This window comes from Paenibacillus sp. 1011MAR3C5, assembly GCF_003591485.1.
Lineage (GTDB): Bacteria > Bacillota > Bacilli > Paenibacillales > Paenibacillaceae > Pristimantibacillus.
The window spans coordinates 499,876-520,955 of sequence record NZ_QZCF01000002.1 but is presented as its reverse complement, the minus strand read 5'-3'; the positions used below and the strand labels follow the sequence as shown (position 1 = coordinate 520,955).

The 21,080-nt window shown below is 51.2% G+C and carries 28 protein-coding genes; all 28 read right to left on the bottom strand.

What is annotated here, in order from left to right:
- Positions 1-5: 5 nt before the first annotated feature.
- The 28 genes from D3P07_RS07410 to D3P07_RS07280 all read right to left on the bottom strand — a co-directional run bounded on the left by D3P07_RS07410 (position 6) and on the right by D3P07_RS07280 (position 20,997).
- Positions 6-875: a heptaprenyl diphosphate synthase component 1 gene (locus D3P07_RS07410; protein ID WP_119799547.1), complete on the bottom strand. Its 870-nt coding sequence runs from the start codon at positions 873-875 to the stop codon at positions 6-8.
- Between the two features lie 103 nt (positions 876-978).
- The gene (locus D3P07_RS07405) at positions 979-1,590 is read right to left on the bottom strand and encodes a hypothetical protein (RefSeq protein ID WP_147384494.1); all 612 of its coding nucleotides are present in this window, start codon (positions 1,588-1,590) and stop codon (positions 979-981) included.
- Positions 1,591-1,755: 165 nt separating this feature from the next.
- Positions 1,756-1,977, bottom strand: coding sequence for a trp RNA-binding attenuation protein MtrB (gene mtrB / locus D3P07_RS07400; protein ID WP_116044760.1), 222 nt, complete (start codon positions 1,975-1,977; stop codon positions 1,756-1,758).
- Positions 1,978-2,235: 258 nt separating this feature from the next.
- Entirely contained in the window at positions 2,236-2,511 is a 276-nt protein-coding gene (locus D3P07_RS07395; RefSeq protein WP_116044761.1) for an HU family DNA-binding protein, read from the bottom strand.
- A gap of 407 nt (positions 2,512-2,918) precedes the next feature.
- Positions 2,919-4,397, bottom strand: coding sequence for a stage IV sporulation protein A (spoIVA, locus tag D3P07_RS07390; RefSeq protein ID WP_119799545.1), 1,479 nt, complete (start codon positions 4,395-4,397; stop codon positions 2,919-2,921).
- Positions 4,398-4,676: 279 nt separating this feature from the next.
- Positions 4,677-5,423, bottom strand: a complete 747-nt coding sequence (locus D3P07_RS07385; RefSeq protein WP_119799544.1) for a DUF3939 domain-containing protein — start codon at positions 5,421-5,423, stop codon at positions 4,677-4,679.
- Positions 5,424-5,445: 22 nt separating this feature from the next.
- Entirely contained in the window at positions 5,446-5,793 is a 348-nt protein-coding gene (locus D3P07_RS07380; protein ID WP_119799543.1) for a 2Fe-2S iron-sulfur cluster-binding protein, read from the bottom strand.
- The gene (locus D3P07_RS07375) at positions 5,778-6,404 is read right to left on the bottom strand and encodes a hypothetical protein (RefSeq protein WP_119799542.1); all 627 of its coding nucleotides are present in this window, start codon (positions 6,402-6,404) and stop codon (positions 5,778-5,780) included. The genes D3P07_RS07380 and D3P07_RS07375 overlap by 16 nt, the downstream gene beginning before the upstream one ends.
- Before the next feature lie 18 nt (positions 6,405-6,422).
- Positions 6,423-6,719: a 2Fe-2S iron-sulfur cluster-binding protein gene (locus tag D3P07_RS07370; protein ID WP_119799541.1), complete on the bottom strand. Its 297-nt coding sequence runs from the start codon at positions 6,717-6,719 to the stop codon at positions 6,423-6,425.
- A gap of 51 nt (positions 6,720-6,770) precedes the next feature.
- Positions 6,771-6,950, bottom strand: a complete 180-nt coding sequence (locus tag D3P07_RS07365; RefSeq protein WP_119799540.1) for a DUF2768 family protein — start codon at positions 6,948-6,950, stop codon at positions 6,771-6,773.
- A gap of 138 nt (positions 6,951-7,088) precedes the next feature.
- Complete coding sequence (locus D3P07_RS07360; RefSeq protein ID WP_119799539.1) at positions 7,089-7,364, bottom strand: stage VI sporulation protein F; 276 nt, start codon at positions 7,362-7,364, stop codon at positions 7,089-7,091.
- Between the two features lie 75 nt (positions 7,365-7,439).
- A complete protein-coding gene (locus D3P07_RS07355; RefSeq protein ID WP_119799538.1) occupies positions 7,440-8,474 on the bottom strand; it encodes an NAD(P)H-dependent glycerol-3-phosphate dehydrogenase in 1,035 nt (344 codons plus the stop codon).
- Positions 8,475-8,480: 6 nt separating this feature from the next.
- Positions 8,481-9,080 (bottom strand): glycerol-3-phosphate 1-O-acyltransferase PlsY, encoded by a 600-nt coding sequence (plsY, locus tag D3P07_RS07350; RefSeq protein WP_119799537.1) that lies wholly within the window; start codon positions 9,078-9,080, stop codon positions 8,481-8,483.
- 12 nt (positions 9,081-9,092) lie between these two features.
- The gene (der, locus tag D3P07_RS07345; protein ID WP_119799536.1) at positions 9,093-10,415 is read right to left on the bottom strand and encodes a ribosome biogenesis GTPase Der; all 1,323 of its coding nucleotides are present in this window, start codon (positions 10,413-10,415) and stop codon (positions 9,093-9,095) included.
- Positions 10,416-10,493: 78 nt separating this feature from the next.
- Positions 10,494-10,673: a capping complex subunit for YIEGIA gene (locus D3P07_RS07340; RefSeq protein ID WP_119799535.1), complete on the bottom strand. Its 180-nt coding sequence runs from the start codon at positions 10,671-10,673 to the stop codon at positions 10,494-10,496.
- Complete coding sequence (locus tag D3P07_RS07335) at positions 10,666-11,583, bottom strand: YIEGIA family protein (RefSeq protein WP_119799534.1); 918 nt, start codon at positions 11,581-11,583, stop codon at positions 10,666-10,668. The genes D3P07_RS07340 and D3P07_RS07335 overlap by 8 nt, the downstream gene beginning before the upstream one ends.
- Positions 11,583-12,227 carry a YphA family membrane protein gene (locus D3P07_RS07330; RefSeq protein ID WP_119799533.1) on the bottom strand — a complete coding sequence of 215 codons (645 nt, stop codon included), beginning with the start codon at positions 12,225-12,227 and terminating at the stop codon, positions 11,583-11,585. Before D3P07_RS07330 ends, D3P07_RS07335 begins: the two co-directional genes overlap by 1 nt.
- 90 nt (positions 12,228-12,317) lie before the next feature.
- Complete coding sequence (gene rpsA, locus D3P07_RS07325; protein WP_119799532.1) at positions 12,318-13,553, bottom strand: 30S ribosomal protein S1; 1,236 nt, start codon at positions 13,551-13,553, stop codon at positions 12,318-12,320.
- A gap of 78 nt (positions 13,554-13,631) precedes the next feature.
- Positions 13,632-14,207 (bottom strand): lysophospholipid acyltransferase family protein, encoded by a 576-nt coding sequence (locus D3P07_RS07320; RefSeq protein WP_119799531.1) that lies wholly within the window; start codon positions 14,205-14,207, stop codon positions 13,632-13,634.
- Between the two features lie 3 nt (positions 14,208-14,210).
- Positions 14,211-14,915, bottom strand: a complete 705-nt coding sequence (gene cmk / locus D3P07_RS07315; RefSeq protein ID WP_119799530.1) for a (d)CMP kinase — start codon at positions 14,913-14,915, stop codon at positions 14,211-14,213.
- 132 nt (positions 14,916-15,047) lie between these two features.
- Entirely contained in the window at positions 15,048-15,242 is a 195-nt protein-coding gene (locus D3P07_RS07310) for a hypothetical protein (RefSeq protein ID WP_119799529.1), read from the bottom strand.
- A gap of 68 nt (positions 15,243-15,310) precedes the next feature.
- A complete protein-coding gene (locus tag D3P07_RS07305) occupies positions 15,311-15,964 on the bottom strand; it encodes a flagellar brake protein (RefSeq protein ID WP_182914213.1) in 654 nt (217 codons plus the stop codon).
- A gap of 95 nt (positions 15,965-16,059) precedes the next feature.
- Positions 16,060-17,418, bottom strand: coding sequence for a germination protein YpeB (gene ypeB, locus D3P07_RS07300; RefSeq protein ID WP_119799527.1), 1,359 nt, complete (start codon positions 17,416-17,418; stop codon positions 16,060-16,062).
- A gap of 99 nt (positions 17,419-17,517) precedes the next feature.
- A complete protein-coding gene (locus D3P07_RS26895; RefSeq protein ID WP_182914247.1) occupies positions 17,518-17,739 on the bottom strand; it encodes a hypothetical protein in 222 nt (73 codons plus the stop codon).
- The gene (prsW, locus tag D3P07_RS07295; RefSeq protein WP_119799526.1) at positions 17,723-18,421 is read right to left on the bottom strand and encodes a glutamic-type intramembrane protease PrsW; all 699 of its coding nucleotides are present in this window, start codon (positions 18,419-18,421) and stop codon (positions 17,723-17,725) included. The genes D3P07_RS26895 and prsW overlap by 17 nt, the downstream gene beginning before the upstream one ends.
- A 15-nt stretch (positions 18,422-18,436) precedes the next feature.
- Entirely contained in the window at positions 18,437-19,675 is a 1,239-nt protein-coding gene (locus tag D3P07_RS07290; RefSeq protein ID WP_397334550.1) for a Glu/Leu/Phe/Val family dehydrogenase, read from the bottom strand.
- A 154-nt stretch (positions 19,676-19,829) separates the two neighbouring features.
- The gene (locus D3P07_RS07285; protein WP_119799524.1) at positions 19,830-20,444 is read right to left on the bottom strand and encodes a genetic competence negative regulator; all 615 of its coding nucleotides are present in this window, start codon (positions 20,442-20,444) and stop codon (positions 19,830-19,832) included.
- A 205-nt stretch (positions 20,445-20,649) separates the two neighbouring features.
- Positions 20,650-20,997 (bottom strand): hypothetical protein, encoded by a 348-nt coding sequence (locus D3P07_RS07280; RefSeq protein ID WP_119799523.1) that lies wholly within the window; start codon positions 20,995-20,997, stop codon positions 20,650-20,652.
- Positions 20,998-21,080: the final 83 nt, after the last annotated feature.

Here is a 21,080-nt window from a genome sequence, read left to right as displayed (position 1 = left end):
TTTCTTCACCTCGTCTCGTTAAGCGCGGGCATACCGCCGGACAGCTTGTTGATCATCTGATCCGCGATAGCGGACAGCTCGCTTGTCAACTTGTCCGAATCCAGCTTTGCAGCTGCGGACCGGAGCGAATCAACCGCTTGCCGCAGCTTCGCCGTCAGCAATGCCCGTACGTCGTATTTGTGAAGAAGCGTGGGAAGCTCCCCGCTCTCCAGCGTCTGGGAGGCGAGCCGATGACGTTCCTCATCCGTACCGACCTGCAAGACATGCCAATAAGCCCAGCTTCTCTCGAACATATCGATGCTCTCGCTGCGCTCCAGCTCTTGCAGCACAACCTCGCAGCGGCTAACGCCCTGCAGCAATTCGGGCCAGGCACGAGCCATAGCACCCTCCAGCATGCCGGAGAAGTGCTGAAACAGTTCGCTTCTAAGCTCTACAGCCTGCTTAAAGTAATCTTCGGCCGTTATGCGCAGGCTTCTCATTCGCGTATACAGGTTCACCTTAAGCCGGTTCACTTCGCATACCGCGCTGCTGATCTTTGTAATCAGCTCAATTTGTCCTGCGTCTGCAAGCAGCTGATAGAATCTTGCACTGAAGAAATCTCCGGCCAGTACCTTCAGCTGCCTGGAGCGCATATCCGCTTCAGAACGCTTCGTCGTCTCCGTATCGATTAGATCGTGGGTGTCCATGCCAAGCTGTACAAGCGTTACAACCAACGTGTAGAGCTCGCTATGCTCCTTCACAGACCTCTGTTGACTAAGGAACGCATATAACATCCGTGCTCGCGGCTCAGCCAGCGGAGGCAGCTCGGTATGCTTATCGATCATATCGTGCCTTGCATGAAGTCTTGTCATCTCTGGAATGCGGTATTTAGTCATGGTAGAAGCCTCCGAACAAATGTAGCAGCAAGTCTCCGCTCAATAATCTAAACTATTATAGCACAACTTTACATGAGAGCATACGACTCCCCTTACATGTTCATCAATTTGCTATATCCGAAGTCCCAGGACGTATCGAGCGTGCCGAATAGCCTTCCGGCTTACCGAATCGATCCATCCATGCCGATGTGAAGCTAAGCCTCAGACGCTGCCTCCATACTTCATCATGAACGGGATCGGAATCGCGCAGCTCTCCCAGCTCACCGAACAACCAGGCATCACCTTCGCGGACATCCACCGCTGCAAGTAGCCGCTTCTTCTTGCCGTCGCTCTCCACAATGCGGATGAGCAACCGCTTCACATTGTTCAGCTGCTTATATGAAACCCCAATCAACCGTTCCACGTCATCGAACCAATGCTCCGGTCTGCCGCTGTCGCTCGGTACCACCAGCTCCAGCGTCAAGACGGAGTTCCCCCACTCCACATGGCCCAGCCGCTCGTGAAGATCCACGCCAACGAGCGCATCAACGATGTTCGTATTCGTCAAATGCTCGATCGGCGTCCCGCGGAATACGGCAACTTCGCCGCCTCCGTCCCTGGACTTTATCATGGCTTGGGGCAGCCATGCCGCTCCAATGGTAATCGCCAGCGTCACCGCACATGCAGCTGTAATCCTTATTCCGGTGCGCAATGCGGCACCTCCATTCCGTTTCATTCGTACACAGTCCTTAATCCAAGTCTGGTCATTCCCGGCATGACACATACGGACTTCAGGCATATAATACATTGTACGAGAATGGAAGATTGAATATTCGGCTTGTCTGACCAGCACCGGCACGTTAAAAACAAAAAAGCAGGCTTCGCCTGCTTTGCTCCAATCTTATTGATCGGTTTCCACGGTACCGTACTTCGTCATAACAATCGCTTTTCCCCGGATTTTGATAGCCGAGGTATGGTCGGTGAACTGACAAATCAACACTTCGTTTTTGTCCAGCTTTTCGGTATGGTGGAACCGCGTATCCTGGCCGCGCGTCAGGCCGATGACCTGCACGCCTTGATCCTTCGCCTTCACTACAATATAATCGCCAACCGTAGGCTCCATGGTGATCCCTCCGCAATTCATCATTCCGTGCTATCCATGTGAATTATAGTGGAAGTCGCGCCAATGTGCAATGCCGCGCCATTTCCCATTCCATAAAAAAACCTCTATCGAGGCCGTTCAAAGTTGAGCGACCGCGTTTAGAGGTGGGTTTTTCGCCAAATAGAATTTTATATCCGATTCCCTCGGAAACCTTATCATTTCTATTGTGGTAAAAAACGCTCAAACGGATAAGTTCGAGCGCCTGTTCTTGCCTATACGTTAATTGGATACAAGATCCTTGAGAGATTTGCCTGGTTTGAATGCCGGCATCTTGCTGGCAGCAATATCGATCTCTTCGCCTGTTTGCGGATTGCGTCCTTTGCGTGCTTGGCGCTCGCGCACTTCGAAGTTGCCGAAGCCTACCAGCTGCACTTTATCGCCGCTTTGCAGCGCGTCGGAGATTGCCTCAAAAACGGCATCAACCGCTTTTGTCGCATCCTTCTTGGACAGGTCCGTCAATTCAGCTACTTTTGCGATCAAATCAGTTTTGTTCATGGTTTCACCTCCTTAAAAGTTTTGCAGAGCAAAACTTACTTCGTAAGCATAGGCTTAGTTTTTGTGGATCAAAAACTTGCTTCGTAAGCGTTGCAGAGCAAAACTTACTTCGTAAGCATAAGCTAAAACACTCATATTCCTCTTATTAACCGAAAACTTCAAATATATACCTTTTGACCGAACAAACCTATAGTAATACAGTAGAATTGCTTTTTCAAGGGGAAACGTTGATTTGACGCGGAAAAGGAGTGTTTTCTAATTTTCTCTTACTTTCGAAGGATCTCTTAGCGATAAGCAGAACAATCCCCCTCAATCGCAGCGAATAAGAACATAGTCCCAATATAGAAGACAGGCTGCACCGAAGGTCTTGGCGACCTTTGGTGCAGCCTGTCGTTTGTCAGGGTTTGTTATAGAATTATGGCGATTAGTCCGCCGGAGCCCTCGTTGATAATCCGGCCCAGCGTCTCCTGAAGCTTGTAGCGTGCATTGTCCGGCATCATGGCGATCTTGCCCTGAATGCCTTCTCTTACGATCGAATGCAGCGAACGTCCGAAGATGTCCGATTCCCAGATCTTGATCGGGTCGTTCTCGAAGTCCTGCATGAGGTAGCGAACCAGCTCCTCGCTCTGCTTCTCCGTACCGATGATCGGAGCAAATTCGGATTCCACATCGACCCGAATCATGTGGATGGACGGTGCAGTCGCTTTCAGCCTTACGCCAAAACGCGACCCCTGGCGAATGAGCTCCGGCTCGTCGAGCGCCATCTCCGCAAGGGATGGAGCTGCGATCCCGTAACCGGTCGTTTTGACCATCTCAAGCGCTTCCGCGAACCGGTCGTATTCCCTCTTGGCATGGGAGAAGTCCTGCATCAGTTGGAGCAGATGATCCTTCCCGCGAATCTCGACGCCGACAACTTCCATCAGAATACGGTCGTACAGCTCGTCGGGAGCGTACAGGTCGATCTCCGCAACGCCCTGCCCCATATTCATGCCGCTAAGTCCGGCTCTAGCAATAAAGTCGTAGTCCATGAATTGCGCTACAACCCGCTCGACGTCGCGGAGGCGGCGAATATCCTTCACCGTGTCGCGCACCGAGTTCTCGTAATTCGTGCGCAGCCAGTGATTATCATTTAGTACCATGACCCAGCTCGGCAGATTGACATTAACTTCATGCACGGGGAATTCGTACAGCACTTCACGCAGAACGGCCGTGCCTTCCTCTTCACCCATCGTCGCCACACTGAGCGCGATGACTGGAATATCGTATTTCGCTTGAAGCTCGCTTCTGAGCTGCTGCGTCTCTTCGCTCTTCGGACGCGTCGAATTAATAATAAGTACGAACGGCTTGCCTACTTCCTTCAACTCTTCAATGACGCGCTCTTCCGCAACAACGTACGAGCTTCTCGGAATCTCTGCAATCGAACCGTCCGTTGTCACAACGACGCCAAGCGTAGAATGCTCCTGAATTACTTTGCGCGTCCCGATCTCGGCCGCTTCCTGGAACGGAATCGGCTCATCGAACCAAGGTGTCGTAATCATACGCGGACCATTTTCATCCTCATAGCCCTTGGCTCCTTCTACAGCATAGCCGACGCAGTCTACCAATCTTACATTCACTTCAAGCCCTTCTGCCACTTTAAGCTGAACCGCTTGGTTTGGCACGAATTTGGGCTCTGTTGTCATAATGGTTTTGCCTGCGGCGCTTTGAGGAAGTTCGTCCACGGCTCTGACCCGGTCCGATTCATTCGCAATGTTGGGAAGTACGACCGTCTCCATGAATCGTTTAATGAATGTTGATTTGCCCGTCCGGACCGCCCCAACCACACCGAGGTAAATATCCCCGCCGGTACGTTCGGCTATGTCCTTGAAAATGTCTACTTTCTCCACTGAATATCCCCTCCCAATTGATTTTCCGGTTCGCCGCCATCCACCGGACAAGAGGGCAGGCCAGCGACGCAACTCGTACATACTTTTTGGACTAGTAATAGCTTATGTCCCGACTGTCCAATTATGACGATTCCTTTTGCGAAAACTTTTTTCGTTCACCGATTGAACCTGCTTCCCTTCCAAGATTGAAATATATGAGGAAACAGCTTTTTCTATGACGAGGCGCACAAAAAAACCTCTTCCGCTGCAGCAGCGGAAGAGGTTTTGTTCCATATACGGTTAAGGCAATACAGCGACCGGCTCCCCCCCGACCAGCTTGTATACCGGCGCTTTCACAGGGACAAAGTCAGAGCTCTTCACTAGCAGCTCTCTCAGATCGTCTATCCCGTTCGTTGCGGATTCGCCGTTCTTCTGAATATATTGCATGAGATCGATGCCATAATCGACGTAGATATTCCCTTTGTCGTCTAATATCGCGTGCAAGCCTACGCCCGAAAAAACGCTTCGAATATCAGGCGCTTTTTTGCCCATGCCCTCATAGTCAATCGTATAGAAGCCCGGGTACATCTCATCCTTCTTCGGCAAGGAGCCGCGGCTGTCCGAATACTGCTTTACCCAGCTTTGCACGTCGATCAGCTTCTGGAACGTCGCGATATCCATCAGCTTGACAGTTGGGTCGGTCTCCTCGTCTATGATGATAAAATAATAATTGCCGCCGTTCTCGAATGCAGCGGACGGAATATAGCTTAGATATCCCTTTGCCTGAAGCTTCTTGTAATCGATCTTGTATTTCTCATACACGGGAACATCCTGTGAGCTTGTCACAATCGGCAGAAGCCCTTGCTCATCAAAATATTGGTCGATCGCAGCTTGAACGTTGCGAACCGCCTCTTTGGGCGGCACATTCTGCTTCTCGTCTTCCGGATATAGACAACCCGAAAGCGACAGCGTAATCATAGCAAGCAGACCGATCATAGCGCCTATGCGCGATTTGCGGCCCGCTGCAAGTATAGCAAGAGAGTTCATTGCCTATTATCCTCCATTTCCGTCACCAGAGCTCATCGTTCTCTTCCTTCTGGCGCGCCAGCGCTTTGGCGACCGCTGCCCGCAGCGGGTCTGGCGGAAGCTCTACTTCTACCTTGCCCGACACGCGCGTCTGGCAGGAGAGACGAATATTCTTCTCCTCCAAACCGGCAAGCTTGCGCCGTTCCTCGTCTCCCATGGGAAGCAGCTCGCTTCCCGGTAGAACAGTAACCTTGCACATGAAGCAAGCGGCCTTGCCTCCGCAGCGTGTCGCAATGGATACGCCGGCTCGCCTCGACGCGTCCAGCACAGATGTGCCTCGTTTGACCTTGACCGCCCGTCCGCCTGGCCAAAAAATCACTTCCGCATCCACGGCCGCTCTCCTTTCTGCGTTATCCCTATTCGCTCACGGACTTCGCTAACAACTTCGTCCGCAAAGTTATTGCTGCCTTCAATTGCCGCGAGAGCAGGCAAATGGGCAAGAGGCTGCTTCCGCATCTCCTCCGCAATCACCTTCACGCGATCCTTCCGTTGCCGAAGCAAATTGAACCATAGCTCATGGGCTAAAGGCACGACCTGAACATAAACAGGTCTTCCCTCCGTTAGCTCATGGAGCTCAATCGCCTCACCATAAGGAAACAGCACTTCTTTTACATTCACCTGATAACAGCAGTCCAGCGCACGGACAGAGAAACCTCCGACCAATTCCACCTGAATCGTTCCAATGCGGTAATGACTAAGTGTTGATCGATAGATAGCCGTCTCGCTGTACGAAGGCCTATCGATTGCATAGCGGCTAAGCGCTTTATGAATCGTATTGGCATCATCGTCATCGCAATACAAGTCAACGTCTCGCGGCGGAGCGCCCAACTGAATCCCTCTAAGCAGCAAGGCAGCGCTCCCGCCGAGCACCCACGATGTGTTGCCGGCCAAGCGCACGATTGTCGATAGCGCATCATGCACGCCCGTCGTTTCTATAATCATGCCGGCACTCCTCTTAGGTTAGAAATACGTCTTGTTAGCAGCTACAATGCGGCCGGCGTCTTCCTTGACAACAGCCTGACAGCCCAGGCGGAAGCCCTCCTCGAACTCTTCCGGCTCCAGACGATCCCATTCCTGGTCTGTAATCTCTTCCAAAAACTCTTTGCCCTCGGATACCAAGCAGCGGCAGCGCGCGCATGTGCCTCGCGTGCATGAGAAGCTCCAGTCCACCTTATGTTTGATCGCATGGTCCAAGATTGTCAGACCCGCTTCCGATTCCACCGTTGCGGTTATTGTTCTGCCCTTAAGTTCAATCATGGTCTTTGAATAACTCCTTTGATCTTCATTTCAAGTATGTATAGCTATGGGTTACAGGATAGAGAAAAATCCGTAAATAAATCCGAAGATTAATAGCACGAAAGCGACAAAAGATAATACGAATTTTATGATGCCTTTGGTCTTCACTCGGGCAAAGGTAATCAAAAAAGCTGCAATCGCCATTAGTCCAATGCCGAGAAAAGAAACCCACATTTTCGTCATTGCATCCATTCAGGTTCCGGTCTCCTCATCTGTATCGTTATTAGTTCTCAGGCTATTATAGCATTAGGCAAAAAAAAGGACAAAAGCGTATTCGCGATTCACGTTAGGGAAATCCCCGGGAGCTTCGCACGCTTTTGTCCGATGTCGTTATCTCTTCGCCATCATCTTGACCAGTGACTCCAAGTTCGACGGACTTACTCCGCTTGACTTGATGGCTTTTACAATATCGCTCACGGTAGATTCCGGCACTTTGATTTTGGCCATGTCCGCTACCTGCTTAATCAGCTTACGCAGTTCCGCTTCATTTTGCAGGGTTCCGGCATCCACGCCGCTGGCCAGCTTTTTGACCGCGTTTTCGGTTATGGTTTTGCCGGTTTTTTTGTTGATTGCGCTTAGCACATCTTTGGGAATTCCTTTAGACAACCTATTTCACCCTCCTCAAATATCAGCTTCTAGCATCATATGAGGAGGGCAGGTTATTGGTGTAGGCGCTTGGATTCAGCCTATTGGCTCAATCTCATGCGTCTTCAGCCTGCCCATCAAGCTCTCGACCGCTTCCTTCGGCGACTTGCCTTCGAAGAGAACGGCATACAGCTGGGTTGTAATCGGCATCTCTACTGCGAATTGCTTGGAAAGCTGGTGAGCGGCTCGTGTCGTGCGTACGCCTTCCACCACCATAACCATCTTCTCCAGCACGATCTCAAGCGGTGTTCCGTCAGCGAGCATATACCCCGCACGCCAGTTGCGGCTATGCTTGCTCGTTCCCGTCGCGACAAGATCGCCAACGCCTGCGAGGCCTGCAAAGGTCATTGGATTGGCGCCCATTACCGCTCCGAGCCGGCCAATTTCGGCCAATCCGCGGGTGAGCAGCGCTGATTTGGCATTGTCGCCAAAACCAAGGCCGTCACTGAGGCCAGCCCCCAGAGCGATAATGTTTTTGATCGCGCCGGCAACCTCTACCCCTACGACATCATTGTTCGTATAGACGCGGAATGCGCCGTTAATAAGTGCGTCCTGGGCTTGCTCGGCAGCTGCCAGCGACTCAGACGCAACAACGACAGTCGTCGGCTGCTTGCGAATCACTTCTTCCGCATGGCTGGGACCGGACAAGACGACAATCGACGATGACGGACGGTCTAATTCCTCTGCCAGAACCGTCGACATACGCTTCAACGTATGCTCTTCGAAGCCTTTTGTCGCATGTACACATAAAGTGTTAGGCTCCAGATGCGGAGCCGCTGCCTTCGCTACCTGCCGCATGGCTCCCGACGGTGCAACGAAGAGCGCTAGCTCCGCTCCCGACAGCGCTTCAGCCAGATCAGTGGTCGCTATGATATTATCCGGAAGGTCGTTGTCCGGAAGATATTTACTGTTTTGATGCTTCGTATTGATTTCAATGGCTTGCTGTTCGTTCCGGGTCCATAAGGAAACCCGAAATCCGTTGACCGCCAACACAGACGCAAGCGCGGTCCCCCAGCTGCCTGCTACTAGCACGGCGGCGCGGCGAACCTCGGATGTCTCATTTCTACTCATGCACGCTTACGCTCCTTTCTTAACGCCTAGCTTGTTCTCCGTTCCCTGCAGCAGCTTAACAATATTGGAGCGATGTCTGACAAATGCAAATACCGCTAAAACAAGCGTGCCGCACAGCAAAGGAAGCGAATAGTTAAACAGGGCGATGCTTACGGGCATCAAAGCCGCGAATACAAGTGATCCTAGCGAAACATATCTCGTCAGCACAATCAGGAGAATCGCAATCAAGCCTGCGTATAGTGCGGGCAGGAAAGATAGCGTAGCGACTACGCCAACCATCGTCGAAATCCCCTTGCCCCCCTTGAACTTGAACCATACTGGCCAATTGTGGCCCGCAATGGCTGCCAAACCGCATAGCACAGGAAGCCATTCGTTGTCACTAAGCGCATGGCCTAGATAGACAGCGAAGATACCCTTGGCAATATCCAGCACGAATACTGCAATCGCCGGGCCTTTCCCAAGCACGCGAAGGGTATTGGTCGCTCCCGCATTGCCGCTTCCATGATGTCGGATATCGATGCCTTTCACCCATTTTGCAATAAAGATGCTGAATGATACCGCTCCGATCAAATAACTGACAATAACCGCGACAATATTAAGTAACAAGCTGCTTCTCCCCTAGTCCTCGTCGGATTTGCGCCGCGTGAAGATGCGAAGTGGCGTACCTTCGAAATCGAAAGCAGCGCGAATTTTGTTTTCCAGGTAACGCTCATACGAGAAATGCATTAGATCCGGATCATTTACGAAGCAAACAATCGTCGGCGGCTTGGTTGCCACTTGCGTCACATAGTTAATGCGCAGGCGCTTGCCTTTGTCTGAAGGCGGCGGATTAATGGCAACCGCATCGGACACGACATCGTTCAAGAGATGCGTCTGAATGCGCATTGCATGCTGCTCCGATACATGATTCACAACAGGAAGCAGCTTATGCAGACGTGATTTGGTTAATGCGGATAAATACGCTACCGGCGCATAGGTCATAAACAAGAAATGATCACGGATACTTTGCGTAAAAAGCTGCATCGTTTTTTCGTCTTTCTCCACGATATCCCATTTGTTAACGACAAAGACGGAAGCTTTTCCCGCTTCATGAGCGTAGCCGGCAATATGCTTATCCTGCTCGATAATGCCTTCTTCACCGTTAATAAGAACCAGTACGACATCAGCGCGCTCAATGGCCTTCATCGCACGCATAACGCTGTATTTCTCGGTAGACTCGTATACTTTGCCGCGCTTGCGCATGCCTGCCGTATCGATCAGCACATAGCGTTGTCCGTCATGCTCGAACGGCGTATCGATCGCGTCGCGCGTCGTACCCGCCACATTGCTTACGATTACCCGATCTTCGCCAAGCAGCGCATTAACCAGCGACGACTTGCCGACGTTCGGACGTCCGATCAGCGCAACCCGAATGACATCTTCATCATAGCCGTCATCTTCAAGCTCCGGAAGAAGCTCCGTCGCTGCGTCCAGCAAATCGCCAATGCCAAGTCCGTGAGAGCCTGAGATCGGGATCGGCTGTCCGAAGCCAAGACCGTAAAATTCATACACTTCATCCATGCGGTTTTCATTGTCCACTTTATTCACGGCGACAACGACCGGCTTACGCGAACGGAACAGCATCTGCGCGACTTCGTCATCCGCGTGCGTCAATCCGATTTTCGCATCTACCATAAAAATAATCACATCGGCTTCTTCGACGGCAAGCTCAGCTTGCATCCGGACCGACTTCATAATTTCATCTTCGCCGTCGATCTCGATTCCGCCAGTATCAATAATGCTGAACGGCTTGCCGTTCCATTCGCCTGTGCCGTACAGACGGTCGCGGGTCACACCCGGTTTATCCTCAACGATAGCCAGTCGGTCGCCGATTACTCGATTGAATATGGTGGATTTGCCCACATTCGGACGGCCGACGATGGCGATTACGGGTCTTGCCATAATTGGTTTTTCACTCCTTCAACAATTCTCACGTTACTCATCATAGCAAAAAAGAACGCGCTTGGCTAACTTTTCATGTTATTGATGATCGACGAGAATGATCGTACCGTTCTTCAGGTCATGCGCGCTTGCATCCAATATTTTCTCCAAAAGGAAGGCTATTTCCTCCAATTTCTTAGCGTCAGCCGCAATAAATATCGGCGCTCCTCCCCTCACTTCATCAGGATGGACGGTCACAACGGCAACAATATCAGCCAACCTTCCCCGCCTCCTTTTCGTTCACCTTGGCTTCTGTCGGCATTCGAACCGCCGATTCCAAAATTTGCACGGCCCGAATAATGTCCCGGCCTTTCTCCTCGTCCTTCTCCTGCGGCAGCATGAAGATGGCTAACCGCCCGTCATCCATATCCAGCTTGGCCATTGGAATAAGGGCCGGCTCTCCGTCATCCCGATAAACCCCCAGGATAGTGGCAAGATCGTATAGTATCGCCTGACGCTGTCCGATATTGCTGAGCGTTACTTTGCTGTTGGGATTGGTTGGCTTCAGAATATAACCGATACCGCGCTTCGCGATGATATCCTGGTTAGCCTTTAGACCTACATTCATAATGTAGATATCCGACACAAATAAATCAGGTCCGTCGACAACAACTTCTGCAATTTCGACAGAGGCAATATGAGCAATTTTATGACCCGACTTCAACTTAAAAACAATAATCAAAGACAGCAGTCCCGCAGCGATGCCAAACCATATGTTTATCACGATAGAGAACAGACTGGTTAGCAGCGCAGACATAATGACCAAGTAATTGCGTCCTTCGAATACCATCGCAATCCCTTCAATATAGGTAGCACCGCGACTCACAAGCTCCAGACTATCGATCTTCGTCAGTGTCTCCCTCTCCATCTTGCGGACATCTCTGAACTGCTGAGCCGCCAGCGTCAGGAAAGTGATAGCCGTATAGTCCTTGCCCAGCAATGCCGGTACGGCAACGGCACCCAGCGCAGCAGCGATAACACCCAGCGAGATGTGAATGATTCGTCCATGCGGATAAGTTGGGTATTGGCGATAGTCCGTTTTCAGCATCAGCAGTCTGGCGATGACTCCGAATACGATGCCCAGCAAAACACCGACAAGATGGTGATTTTCCTTTAGCAAAGCAAGCATTATGATGAGCGCCCTCCCCTTAGGTGCAGCCATGCCGCGCCGATTCTGGAACCTATAGCACGACCGGCCCTCAACAGCACCGTCACCGCAACGGCCGAACAGCATGCAATCGCTACGCTATCCCACCATTCCCAGGACCCGATCCTGGTCTGAATAACATCGCCTCGGAACAAAACCTCTACGAAGCTGCCAAGCGCCGCTCCCCATGCCACAAGCACAAGCTGATGCCTGCTGTCCGATGTGAATGCACCGCATAATAGACCAGCCAGAAGAGGCATGTCCCATAACGGGTCCATCCAGTAAAACATCGTTTCATGGGAATATAGACTTCTAGCGCTTCCCCAAACGATCGCAAGCATGAGCGCGCATAACATCAAGTAGCCTCGTTGACCATCCTGTACGGAACGCCATAACAGAATGGCGCAGACTGTCAGCAGCAACCATACTGAAGCATGAATTTGAATAGCGGGCTTGTTGTGAAGCGGCGAAGACCATAGAGGAAACATCAACAGCAGAGCGATAGCCAGCGTAACCGCAACGGCCCACCCTGTACGCATACGCGGTGCAAAAACGTCTTTCCAGCCTGTAGCCCATAATATCGAAACAATTAGAAGCAGCAATACACTAATATAACCTGGTATCATTTCGCATTCACCTCATGTTTCCTATTATGCGCCAACAAAAAAAGGCTATTCCCGCGACGCTGGCGCTGGAATAGCCTTTATGCCTATCTATTATTTCAATTTGCTAAGCTTGTCGCCGAAGCGCTCGCCCAGCGAATAGCTCATGCTGGAGCTGTTCAAGCTTACGTTCGGATTGTTGATTTCTTCGATTTTCGGAGAGCGAGGCGCACGTTCCGGTCTTGAAGTCTGTGCCGGCTGCTCAGGTGCTTCTTCTGTTTCCTTGATGCTCAAGGATACACGCTTCTCAGCAGAGTTGAAGTCCAGAACTTTCGCTTGGACTTCTTGCCCTTCGTTCAGCACTTCGTGAGGAGTAGCGATGTGACGGTGAGCGATTTGAGAGATATGAACCAGTCCCTCAACGCCAGGAGCGATCTCGATGAACGCGCCAAAAGTCACGATGCGGCGAACTGTACCTGTTACCACGTCGCCAACATTGAATTGGCTGGCAGCCGTGTCCCAAGGACCCGGTTGAGCAGCTTTCACGCTCAGGCTGATCTTGCCGGCAGCAGGATCAACTTTCAGCACTTTCACGCGTACCGATTGTCCTTCAGCTACAACATCCTTCGGATGTGCAACATGCTGCCAGGAAAGCTCGGATACGTGAACCAGGCCGTCGATGCCGCCGATATCTACGAATGCGCCGAATGGCGTCAGGCGTTGAACTGTACCTTCCAGCTCTTGGCCAACTTCCAGAGAAGCCATTACTTGTTGTTTGTTTTGCTCGAATTCTGCGTCAAGCACTTCTTTTGCCGACAGAATGACTTTTTTGTTCTCGACGTCAAGCTCTTTCACCTTAACGCGAAGCGTACGGCCTTTGTAGTCGCTGAAATCTTCAACGAAATGACGCTCAACCATGGACGCAGGAATGAAGCCGCGTACGCCAACGTCAGCGACCAAGCCGCCTTTTACCACGTCAGCTACTACAACTTCGAATACTTCACCGGACTCGAAGCGGCTTTGCAGCTCTTCCCATGCTTTTTCGCCGTCTACAAGGCGCTTGGAGAGAACCAGGCTCTCTTTGTTGTCGTCGATGCTGACGACTTTCAATTCAACCTCTTGACCGACTTGAACCGCATCCGTTGCATTCTCAAGCTGTACAGGGGACAGCTCGCGAATCGGAATGACACCGTCATATTTATATCCAAGGCTTACGTAAGCTTGGTTATCTTCGATTTTGACGATAGTACCTTTTACGGAGTCGCCTTTCTTCAAAGAAACGAAATTGTCTAGCGCGTCTTGGCTTACTTCCTCCGTGACGGATTCTTGCACATTGATTTCTTCTGACATTGAAATAACCTCCTCAGTTCATACCCCAACTTTATTTAAACCCGCTTGGCAATGCGCTTTGCGGCATTTAAAACAATATTATTGATTTTCCTTGATCAGGTCCGCAATGCGGCCCATCATCACTTCGGTCACTTGATCCAGAGCGTCTGGCGAAGATGTATCGATAATTTCAGTAAGAATAATAGGCTTGCCATAACATACCTTGGTCTTTCTGAAAGGCTTGTAGCCGCCAACGATGGCTACCGGCACAATGGTCGCACCGCTTCGCAAGGCAATCATGGCTGCGCCTTTCTTAGCCGCTCCTGCATTGCTGCGTGAACCCTCCGGGAAAATGCCCATTACATTGCCTTCCTTCAGCAGTGTAATGCCCGACTTGATCGCATCCTTGCTAACGCCGCCCCGCTTAACCGGGAATGCGCCGAATGAACGGATTAGCGGACCGAGTACAGGGACCTTGAACAGCTCTTCCTTAGCCATGAAATATACTTTGCGCGGCACCTTGACTCCAATTGTAGGCGGATCCAGATTGCTAATATGATTGGATGCCAATACAACGGGCCCCTCGGCAGGGATATGATGCAGGCCTCTGGCCTCCAGGCGAAACAGCACCGTGTAGATCACTCTCAGCAGAAACCTAAATATGACGTATAACATAGTTTACTTCGCCTCCGCCAATTTGGTTCTGCTTAATTTTACGATCGACGCAACAACTTCATCGATAGACATGCTGCTGCTGTCCAGTTCGATCGCGTCTTTCGCTTGAATAAGCGGAGATATGTCTCGCTGCTCGTCCAATCGGTCTCTCTCGGCAATTTCGCTTTCCAGCTGCTCGAGCGATCCCCCATGGTCGGAAGGCAATTCTTTGAATCTACGGAGTGCTCTTTCTTTCACTGACGCTGTCAAGAAAATCTTCAATTCCGCATCAGGCAGCACATGCGTGCCAATATCCCGCCCGTCCATCACGACGCCCTTCTGAACAGCCAATTCGCGCTGCAAGGTGCCCAGCACCTCTCGCACGACGCCGCTTGCGGCGAAGTAGGACACTTGACGGGTTACTTCTCTCGATCGGATCAAGCCCGTGACATCTTCGTCATTAACGAAGATCGATTGTCCCTTCTCTCCCGGCTCAAGCCGGATTCGAAGCGCACGCAGCAGCTCCGTGAGTCTTGCATCTTGCTCAGCCGTAATCGACAAGCGCTGCGCGCTCAAGGTTACAGCTCTGTACATCGCGCCTGTATCGATGTACACGTACCCCAAATGACCGGCGACCATTCTCGCGACCGTGCTCTTGCCGGCGCCTGCCGGCCCGTCGATCGCAATATTGATTCGGCCGCTGTCACCATCTTGCAACGCCACGTACAGTCAACCCCCTTTAAATCAAGACGGCCTCTTTCCCAATGAAACATGCTTCCTGCCATTTCAAAGAAAAAGCAGGCATTGCCTGCGAACGTGAAAATTATACCACACTATAGCCCCGGATGCAAAAGACAAGCGCTAGTTTAGGCGGGTTCCTTCCCACCGATCCGTGCTTGTCAGCATGCCTCTAACGGTGTCATTCTGCATGGCAAGCTGAAAGATCGCAAGGAGTAGCAATAAAGCAAAAATGGCCTTGAGCAACAGGCTGCTTAGATGATCCGACAGCCGTATCCAGTCGCCTCTGCTTCGCTGCTTCCTTAGAAAGCGAATCATGGAATCCCTCCTCTATGAGGATAGCATTCCGATCGTTCTGCCAAGCTATGCATCTGAATTACAATTATTTACCGGTTTCTGTACTCCAGCTGCTTTTCGAAGCAATAACGGATGATTTTGCCGCGTTCGGAATCGCTGACGCTTACGAACTTGATCATGCACTGCTTCCGGCCAGAATCCAGAATATTAACCCGGACGATCTCCGCCTGAAACGATACATGCTCGATCGATCCGTTCTTGTAGGGAACAAGCAGCCAGCAGTCCAATAGTCCGCCAGATTGAAGCGCCCACTTGCCCTCACATACGAACGAAATGCCGCCGCCGCCCACATCGTCCGTATGGCAAACGAATCGTTCATGCTCGGATAGCTTCACCGCCAGCTCCAGCTCGGCCGGCACGCGCAGAAAGCTTCGGCGCTGCACTTTGGTCATTCGCTCCGGATCCGGCTTCACAATCTTGACCAGCCTGATCGCTTCGTCCTTGAACCCGATGACATGCGAATCGAAGTAATGCTTGACTCCGTCCGGCGATAGAAAATAGACCGACAGCTCGTCTCCTAGAAACAGCCGTTTCGTTCTGCCCGTCTGCTCATGCAGCGGGTACTCAATATGTAACGCTTCCTCTTCTTCGTCGGCGATTCTGGAGCGGTATTCGATCGCCGCTTCGGCCTCGTCGGAAGAAGCGATGTGGTAATACAGCATTTGATTAACCGTTGGCAACAAAATAGCTCCCCCCCATATACCAGACATTATAGCATGTCGAATGGAGGGGAGCTATATCGAACTTTCCTTCGTTTAGCCGGGAATTTTCACGCTAATTACGAGTTAGCGGCAGCCTTGCGATCCTCTTTGCTCATCTTCTCAACTTTCTCTTCTACGCCGTTTTCCGCATTGATATAGATCCGGTAGATCGTTCCGTTAATGCTTCCTGTGTATTCATAGCAGAGCACTTCCTCGCCCATTTCGCCATCGATAAGCGCCAGCTGCTCCTTCGTCACTTTAAGATCCGGATTAATCGTTTTTCTGGCTTCTTCCTTCGTCATAATGGGACTTGGAAGTTCGCGATTGCGATGTTCATACACATAATCGCTAGCTTGCAAGCCCACCGTCTCGCCATTATCCAGCGCCACCTTTACAGTAAGCTTGTCTGGGTATATGAGAACGCCGTTCTGGGAGCTGACATAGGTGAAGGTTCCGGCATTCTGATAGATATCGTACGTAACAGCCCTCATATCCTTGAAGCCGTGCTCCTCCAGGAACTTGTCGGCAGACGCCTTCGCCTGCTCGAAGCTGATCTTATTGCCGCCAAGCTCTCTCGTCTTCATCAGCGACGTAATTTGTCCGCCGTGCGAGGTGAAGTCCATCTGCACTTTGCGGTTCGGATCATCCGGGAATGCGACCGCCGTATACGATTCGAAATCCGTTCCCTTCCCGTTCTCTTGGACGGTAATGTCAGACGCTGTTCCGCCCAGCAGCTCCGCAGCCTTCTTCTGCACTTCTTCAGGCCCTACCTTGTTGCCGCTTAGCATCTTGATTGTGCGCTTCTGATACAGGCTGCTTACGGATGGACCCCAATCCATTTCCGGATAACCGTCAACCTTGCCTTCTACCGATCGCAAGCCATCTACAATCGTGTTATGGCCGGCTTTGGCATCCGACGCAATCGCAACCTCGACATCCATCCAGCGCAAATTGTTCTTCAGCACATCCTGCTGCATTCGCTGCAAATCCTTTGAAATTTCATCAGACTTTTCGTAAAGGGTCTGCAGCGTCTTGAATTCGCCGTCCGACAGAGGCTGCTTCGTCATATCCCGCACTGAAGTTTTGTAAGCAAAGTTGGATATGTGGGAAAGGAAGTCCTCCGCTTCCGTAAACGGCAAGTAGCTGAGCGGCAATTGACTAATCTCGTTCTGAGCCTGGCTGGTCAGCCGCCATACATTCACAAGCGCCTTGCGATGGGAGCCTGTCGAGGCCGAGTGGACCGCAAGCGTATTGCCGAGCTGGTCATGCAGCTTCTCCACATGGAAGGTCAGGTCGTGAAAAGCCCGTTGATATTGATTCTCCGCTTTGATTAGGATCGCATTTTTGTCCTGATGCTCCTGGTAGCCCCAATATACAGAGCCGATCAGCAGCAGGGCAACGATCGGGAACATAATTGAGCTAAGTCTACGATACATACAAAAAGCTCCTTTCTAATGCCAAACCTGGTGTTAGTTTGGATTGCGGAAAGGAGCTTTATGCATATTCTGTATTCTTTTGCGTGAAGCGTACAGGGACTACACGGAATGCTCTTCAATGTCCAGATCGTTGCTATTATTGCAAATGCACTGCTTGAAGCCTGTATCGATCGAACCTTTGTCCCGTCTGCCCCTGAGTACGAACTTCTCGCCGCATAGGTTGCAGCGAATCGTCACCTTTACGCGCGCCTCTTCCATAGGCACCTCCTGAATCGCGATATACGGTCCAGTATAGACGGAAGCGCTACAGTTTAACCTCATCCTCATGCTGGCTGCCGAAACGGAATGGCGATCTCGCGTTGGCACGGTTCATCTTGTGCAGGCCCCACATCCACAGCAGCACCATGAACGGAACGATGAACCACATCCAGTCATGCTTCGTCGCAATAATGATCCAGTCATAAAAGCCGTGCAGGATGATTGGGAGCAGCAAAGATATGACCAAAAACAGCTTCGTCTTGGACTTCACTGCGAATTTGGCTTTACCGAGATAGTACCCCATCATGACGCCAAACAATGCATGACCGGATACAGGCAGCAGCGCTCGCATAATCTGTGTGCCGAAGGAGGACGGCGTATAGATGGCGTACAGCACATTCTCCATTGTCGCAAAGCCCAGCGAGATTGAAGCCGCGTAGACGATACCGTCATAAGGCTCATCGAATTCGGTATGATTATAAATGACATGATAAAGAACAAACCATTTTAGAAACTCTTCCACGAAGGCTGATTGCACAAAAGCAGCTGCGATCGGTCCGTCGCCGAGCCAAATCTGAAAACCGCGCTGCAACACCATAATCGGCACCACAACAAGTACGCCCAGCACAAACATGCGAAGCACCATATGAATGGGCTCAGCGTCATAGCGGTCTCTCAAGTATAAATAAGTCAGCAGCGATACGCCCGGAGCAATCGCTGCCGTCAATAATGAAAACAAAAGCATGTATAACCTGCTTTCCTACACCCACCCGCGGAATCTGACAGCTTCTGCCATCTTGCGGACGCCCGCCATATAGGCTGCGAGACGCATGTCGATCTTGCGGGTCAGATGTATGTCGTATACGTTCTCGAAGCCGCGTATCATCATCTGCCTGAGCTTATGATCAATTTCGTCCTCGTCCCAATAATAGCCTTGATTGTTCTGCACCCATTCGAAATAGGATACAATAACGCCGCCAGCGCTGGCGAGAACGTCCGGAATAAGCAGCACGCCCCGATCTGTAATCATACGGGTCGCTTCCAATGTCGTAGGGCCATTGGCGGCCTCCACGATGATGGAAGCGCGGATTCGATCCGCATTGGCTTCCGTAATCTGATTCTCAATCGCTGCCGGAACGAGTACATCGCATTCAAGCTCAAGCAATTGTTCATTGCCTATCGTATTAGGGAACAAATTCGTCACATTGCCGAAGGAATCCCTTCGATCAAGCAAATGCGGAATATCGAGCCCTTCTTCATTATACAACGCTCCGTTCACATCGGAAATACCTATTACGCGAGCGCCGGCCTCATGCATGAATTTGGCAAGATAGCTGCCGGCGTTGCCGAAGCCTTGAATGACGATTCTGGCATTTTTGATATCGATTCCCTTGATGCGCAGCGCTTCATGAATCATAATCACGACACCGCGTGCCGTGGCAGTCTCTCTCCCCTTGGAGCCGCCGAGCACAATGGGCTTGCCCGTAATAAAGCCGGGTGAATCGAATTCCCTGATTCGGCTATACTCATCCATCATCCAGGCCATGATCTGCGAGTTCGTCATCACATCCGGCGCAGGAATATCCTTGGTCGGCCCCACTAGCTGGCTAATTGCTCGCACGTAGCCCCGGCTTAGCCGCTCCAGCTCCCTGAAGGACATCTTGCGCGGATCGCAAATAATTCCGCCCTTGCCGCCTCCGTAAGGCAGGTCGGCAATCCCGCATTTGAGGCTCATCCAGATGGACAGCGCCTTGACTTCCTTCTCCGTCACGCCCGGATGGAAGCGGACGCCGCCTTTGGTAGGACCGACCGCATCATTATGCTGGGCACGGTACCCCGTGAATACGCGTGTCGTTCCATCGTCCATTCGTACAGGAATCCGTACCGTAAGCAGCCGCATCGGCTCCTTCAGCAATTCGACCATTTCGTCCCCGTAGCCCAATCTTCTAAGCGCTTGTTCAATTACGATTTGAGTAGCTTGCAGCACATCATTCATCATGTCACCCATCCTATCCCCTTCACTCATCTACATCTAATATGAACTCCGTACCCGTAGAGTATTCCGGTCGCCTATCCTATTCTGGTTAGCAAGGATGAAAAAAGAACATCATCAGGCATAGCCCTCGGATGTTCCTGATCGGTGATTCCTTTCCTTAAAAAAGAAAATGATTGCAAATTTCCTTTATGGCATTCTCGGGCATGATGACCTTGCCGTATTCCTCCAGCATGGCATGCGCGACGGAAGTTGCCTCCCCATATTCCGCAAGCAATGCGATGACAGCCTGATGCTTCGACGCATCCACCTCACTAGGTTCCAGTACAAGAATCCACTTGTCATTGTACGAGTACAGCCTTCCGCTCTCCGTCAGCTTCGACGATTGCAATTGCTTGGCGGCCGATATCACATCCTCAAAATCGCGGAATGCATACATCACGATATCCGTCTGTTCCATCGTCACTTCCATATCATATATATCGTCTTCCATATCATCGTCTTCTCTCGAATGCTCATCCCCTGCCCCGCCGGATTTGCCTCGGGTAACAATAATAACCATGCCTTGCGCCGGCATTGCCAGCACTTCAACTGCGAGCGGACCGCTGGCGTCGAAGCCAAGCTCCGTATAGGCCTGTTCCATCATCTCCAGAAACAGCTCGTGAAGCTTAGGCGGCTCGCGCCACATATCATCCTTGTGGATCCCACGTTCCAATAAGTCGTCGAACGTCAGGAAAATCCGTATTCTGTCCTGACTGAGTCGCTCGATTTTCATGACAGGATCCTCCTTTGCAGCATCTGTCGTAATAGCGTATGAATCAATCCCTATCTTGTGAATAAAATGGACTCATACCGATATGTAATTACTTTATCATGTCTTACGAACGAATGCACTAAATTCGGGCGAAAAAAAGAATCGATCAAGCAGCATTCCAGAATGGATAGGCGCCTGATCGACTCTTGCAACCGAGTAATGAACGTCAATGAGACATGGCAGACGATTCCGCTTTGATTTTATTGACCTCGCGCTTCAGGGAAGGGTCAGTCTCTACAATAGCTTCAATTTGTTCCCAAGCGGCTGCGGATTTTCCTGCGGTATCGTCTGAAGGCTTTGGGGAAAGCCCGGCCGCTGCCTCCTTCTTCCAATCCGCATTCACCATTTTCGCCACGGACTTGCGCACGATACCCGAGCACATATCGGACATTGCACCCGCTGCCCATGCGACAGTTGCGGGTTTCTTCTTTGCTACATACATGGTCGCTGCTGCGCCAATAATCCCACCAAACAACAATCCGCTTAATTTCATAAGGCTGAACACCTCTTTCATGCTCTGTTTTCACCTGTAGTGTAGCCGTATGCGCTAACCTCCATTCTGTATAAAATAAGGAAGCACTACGCCTGTGCAATATT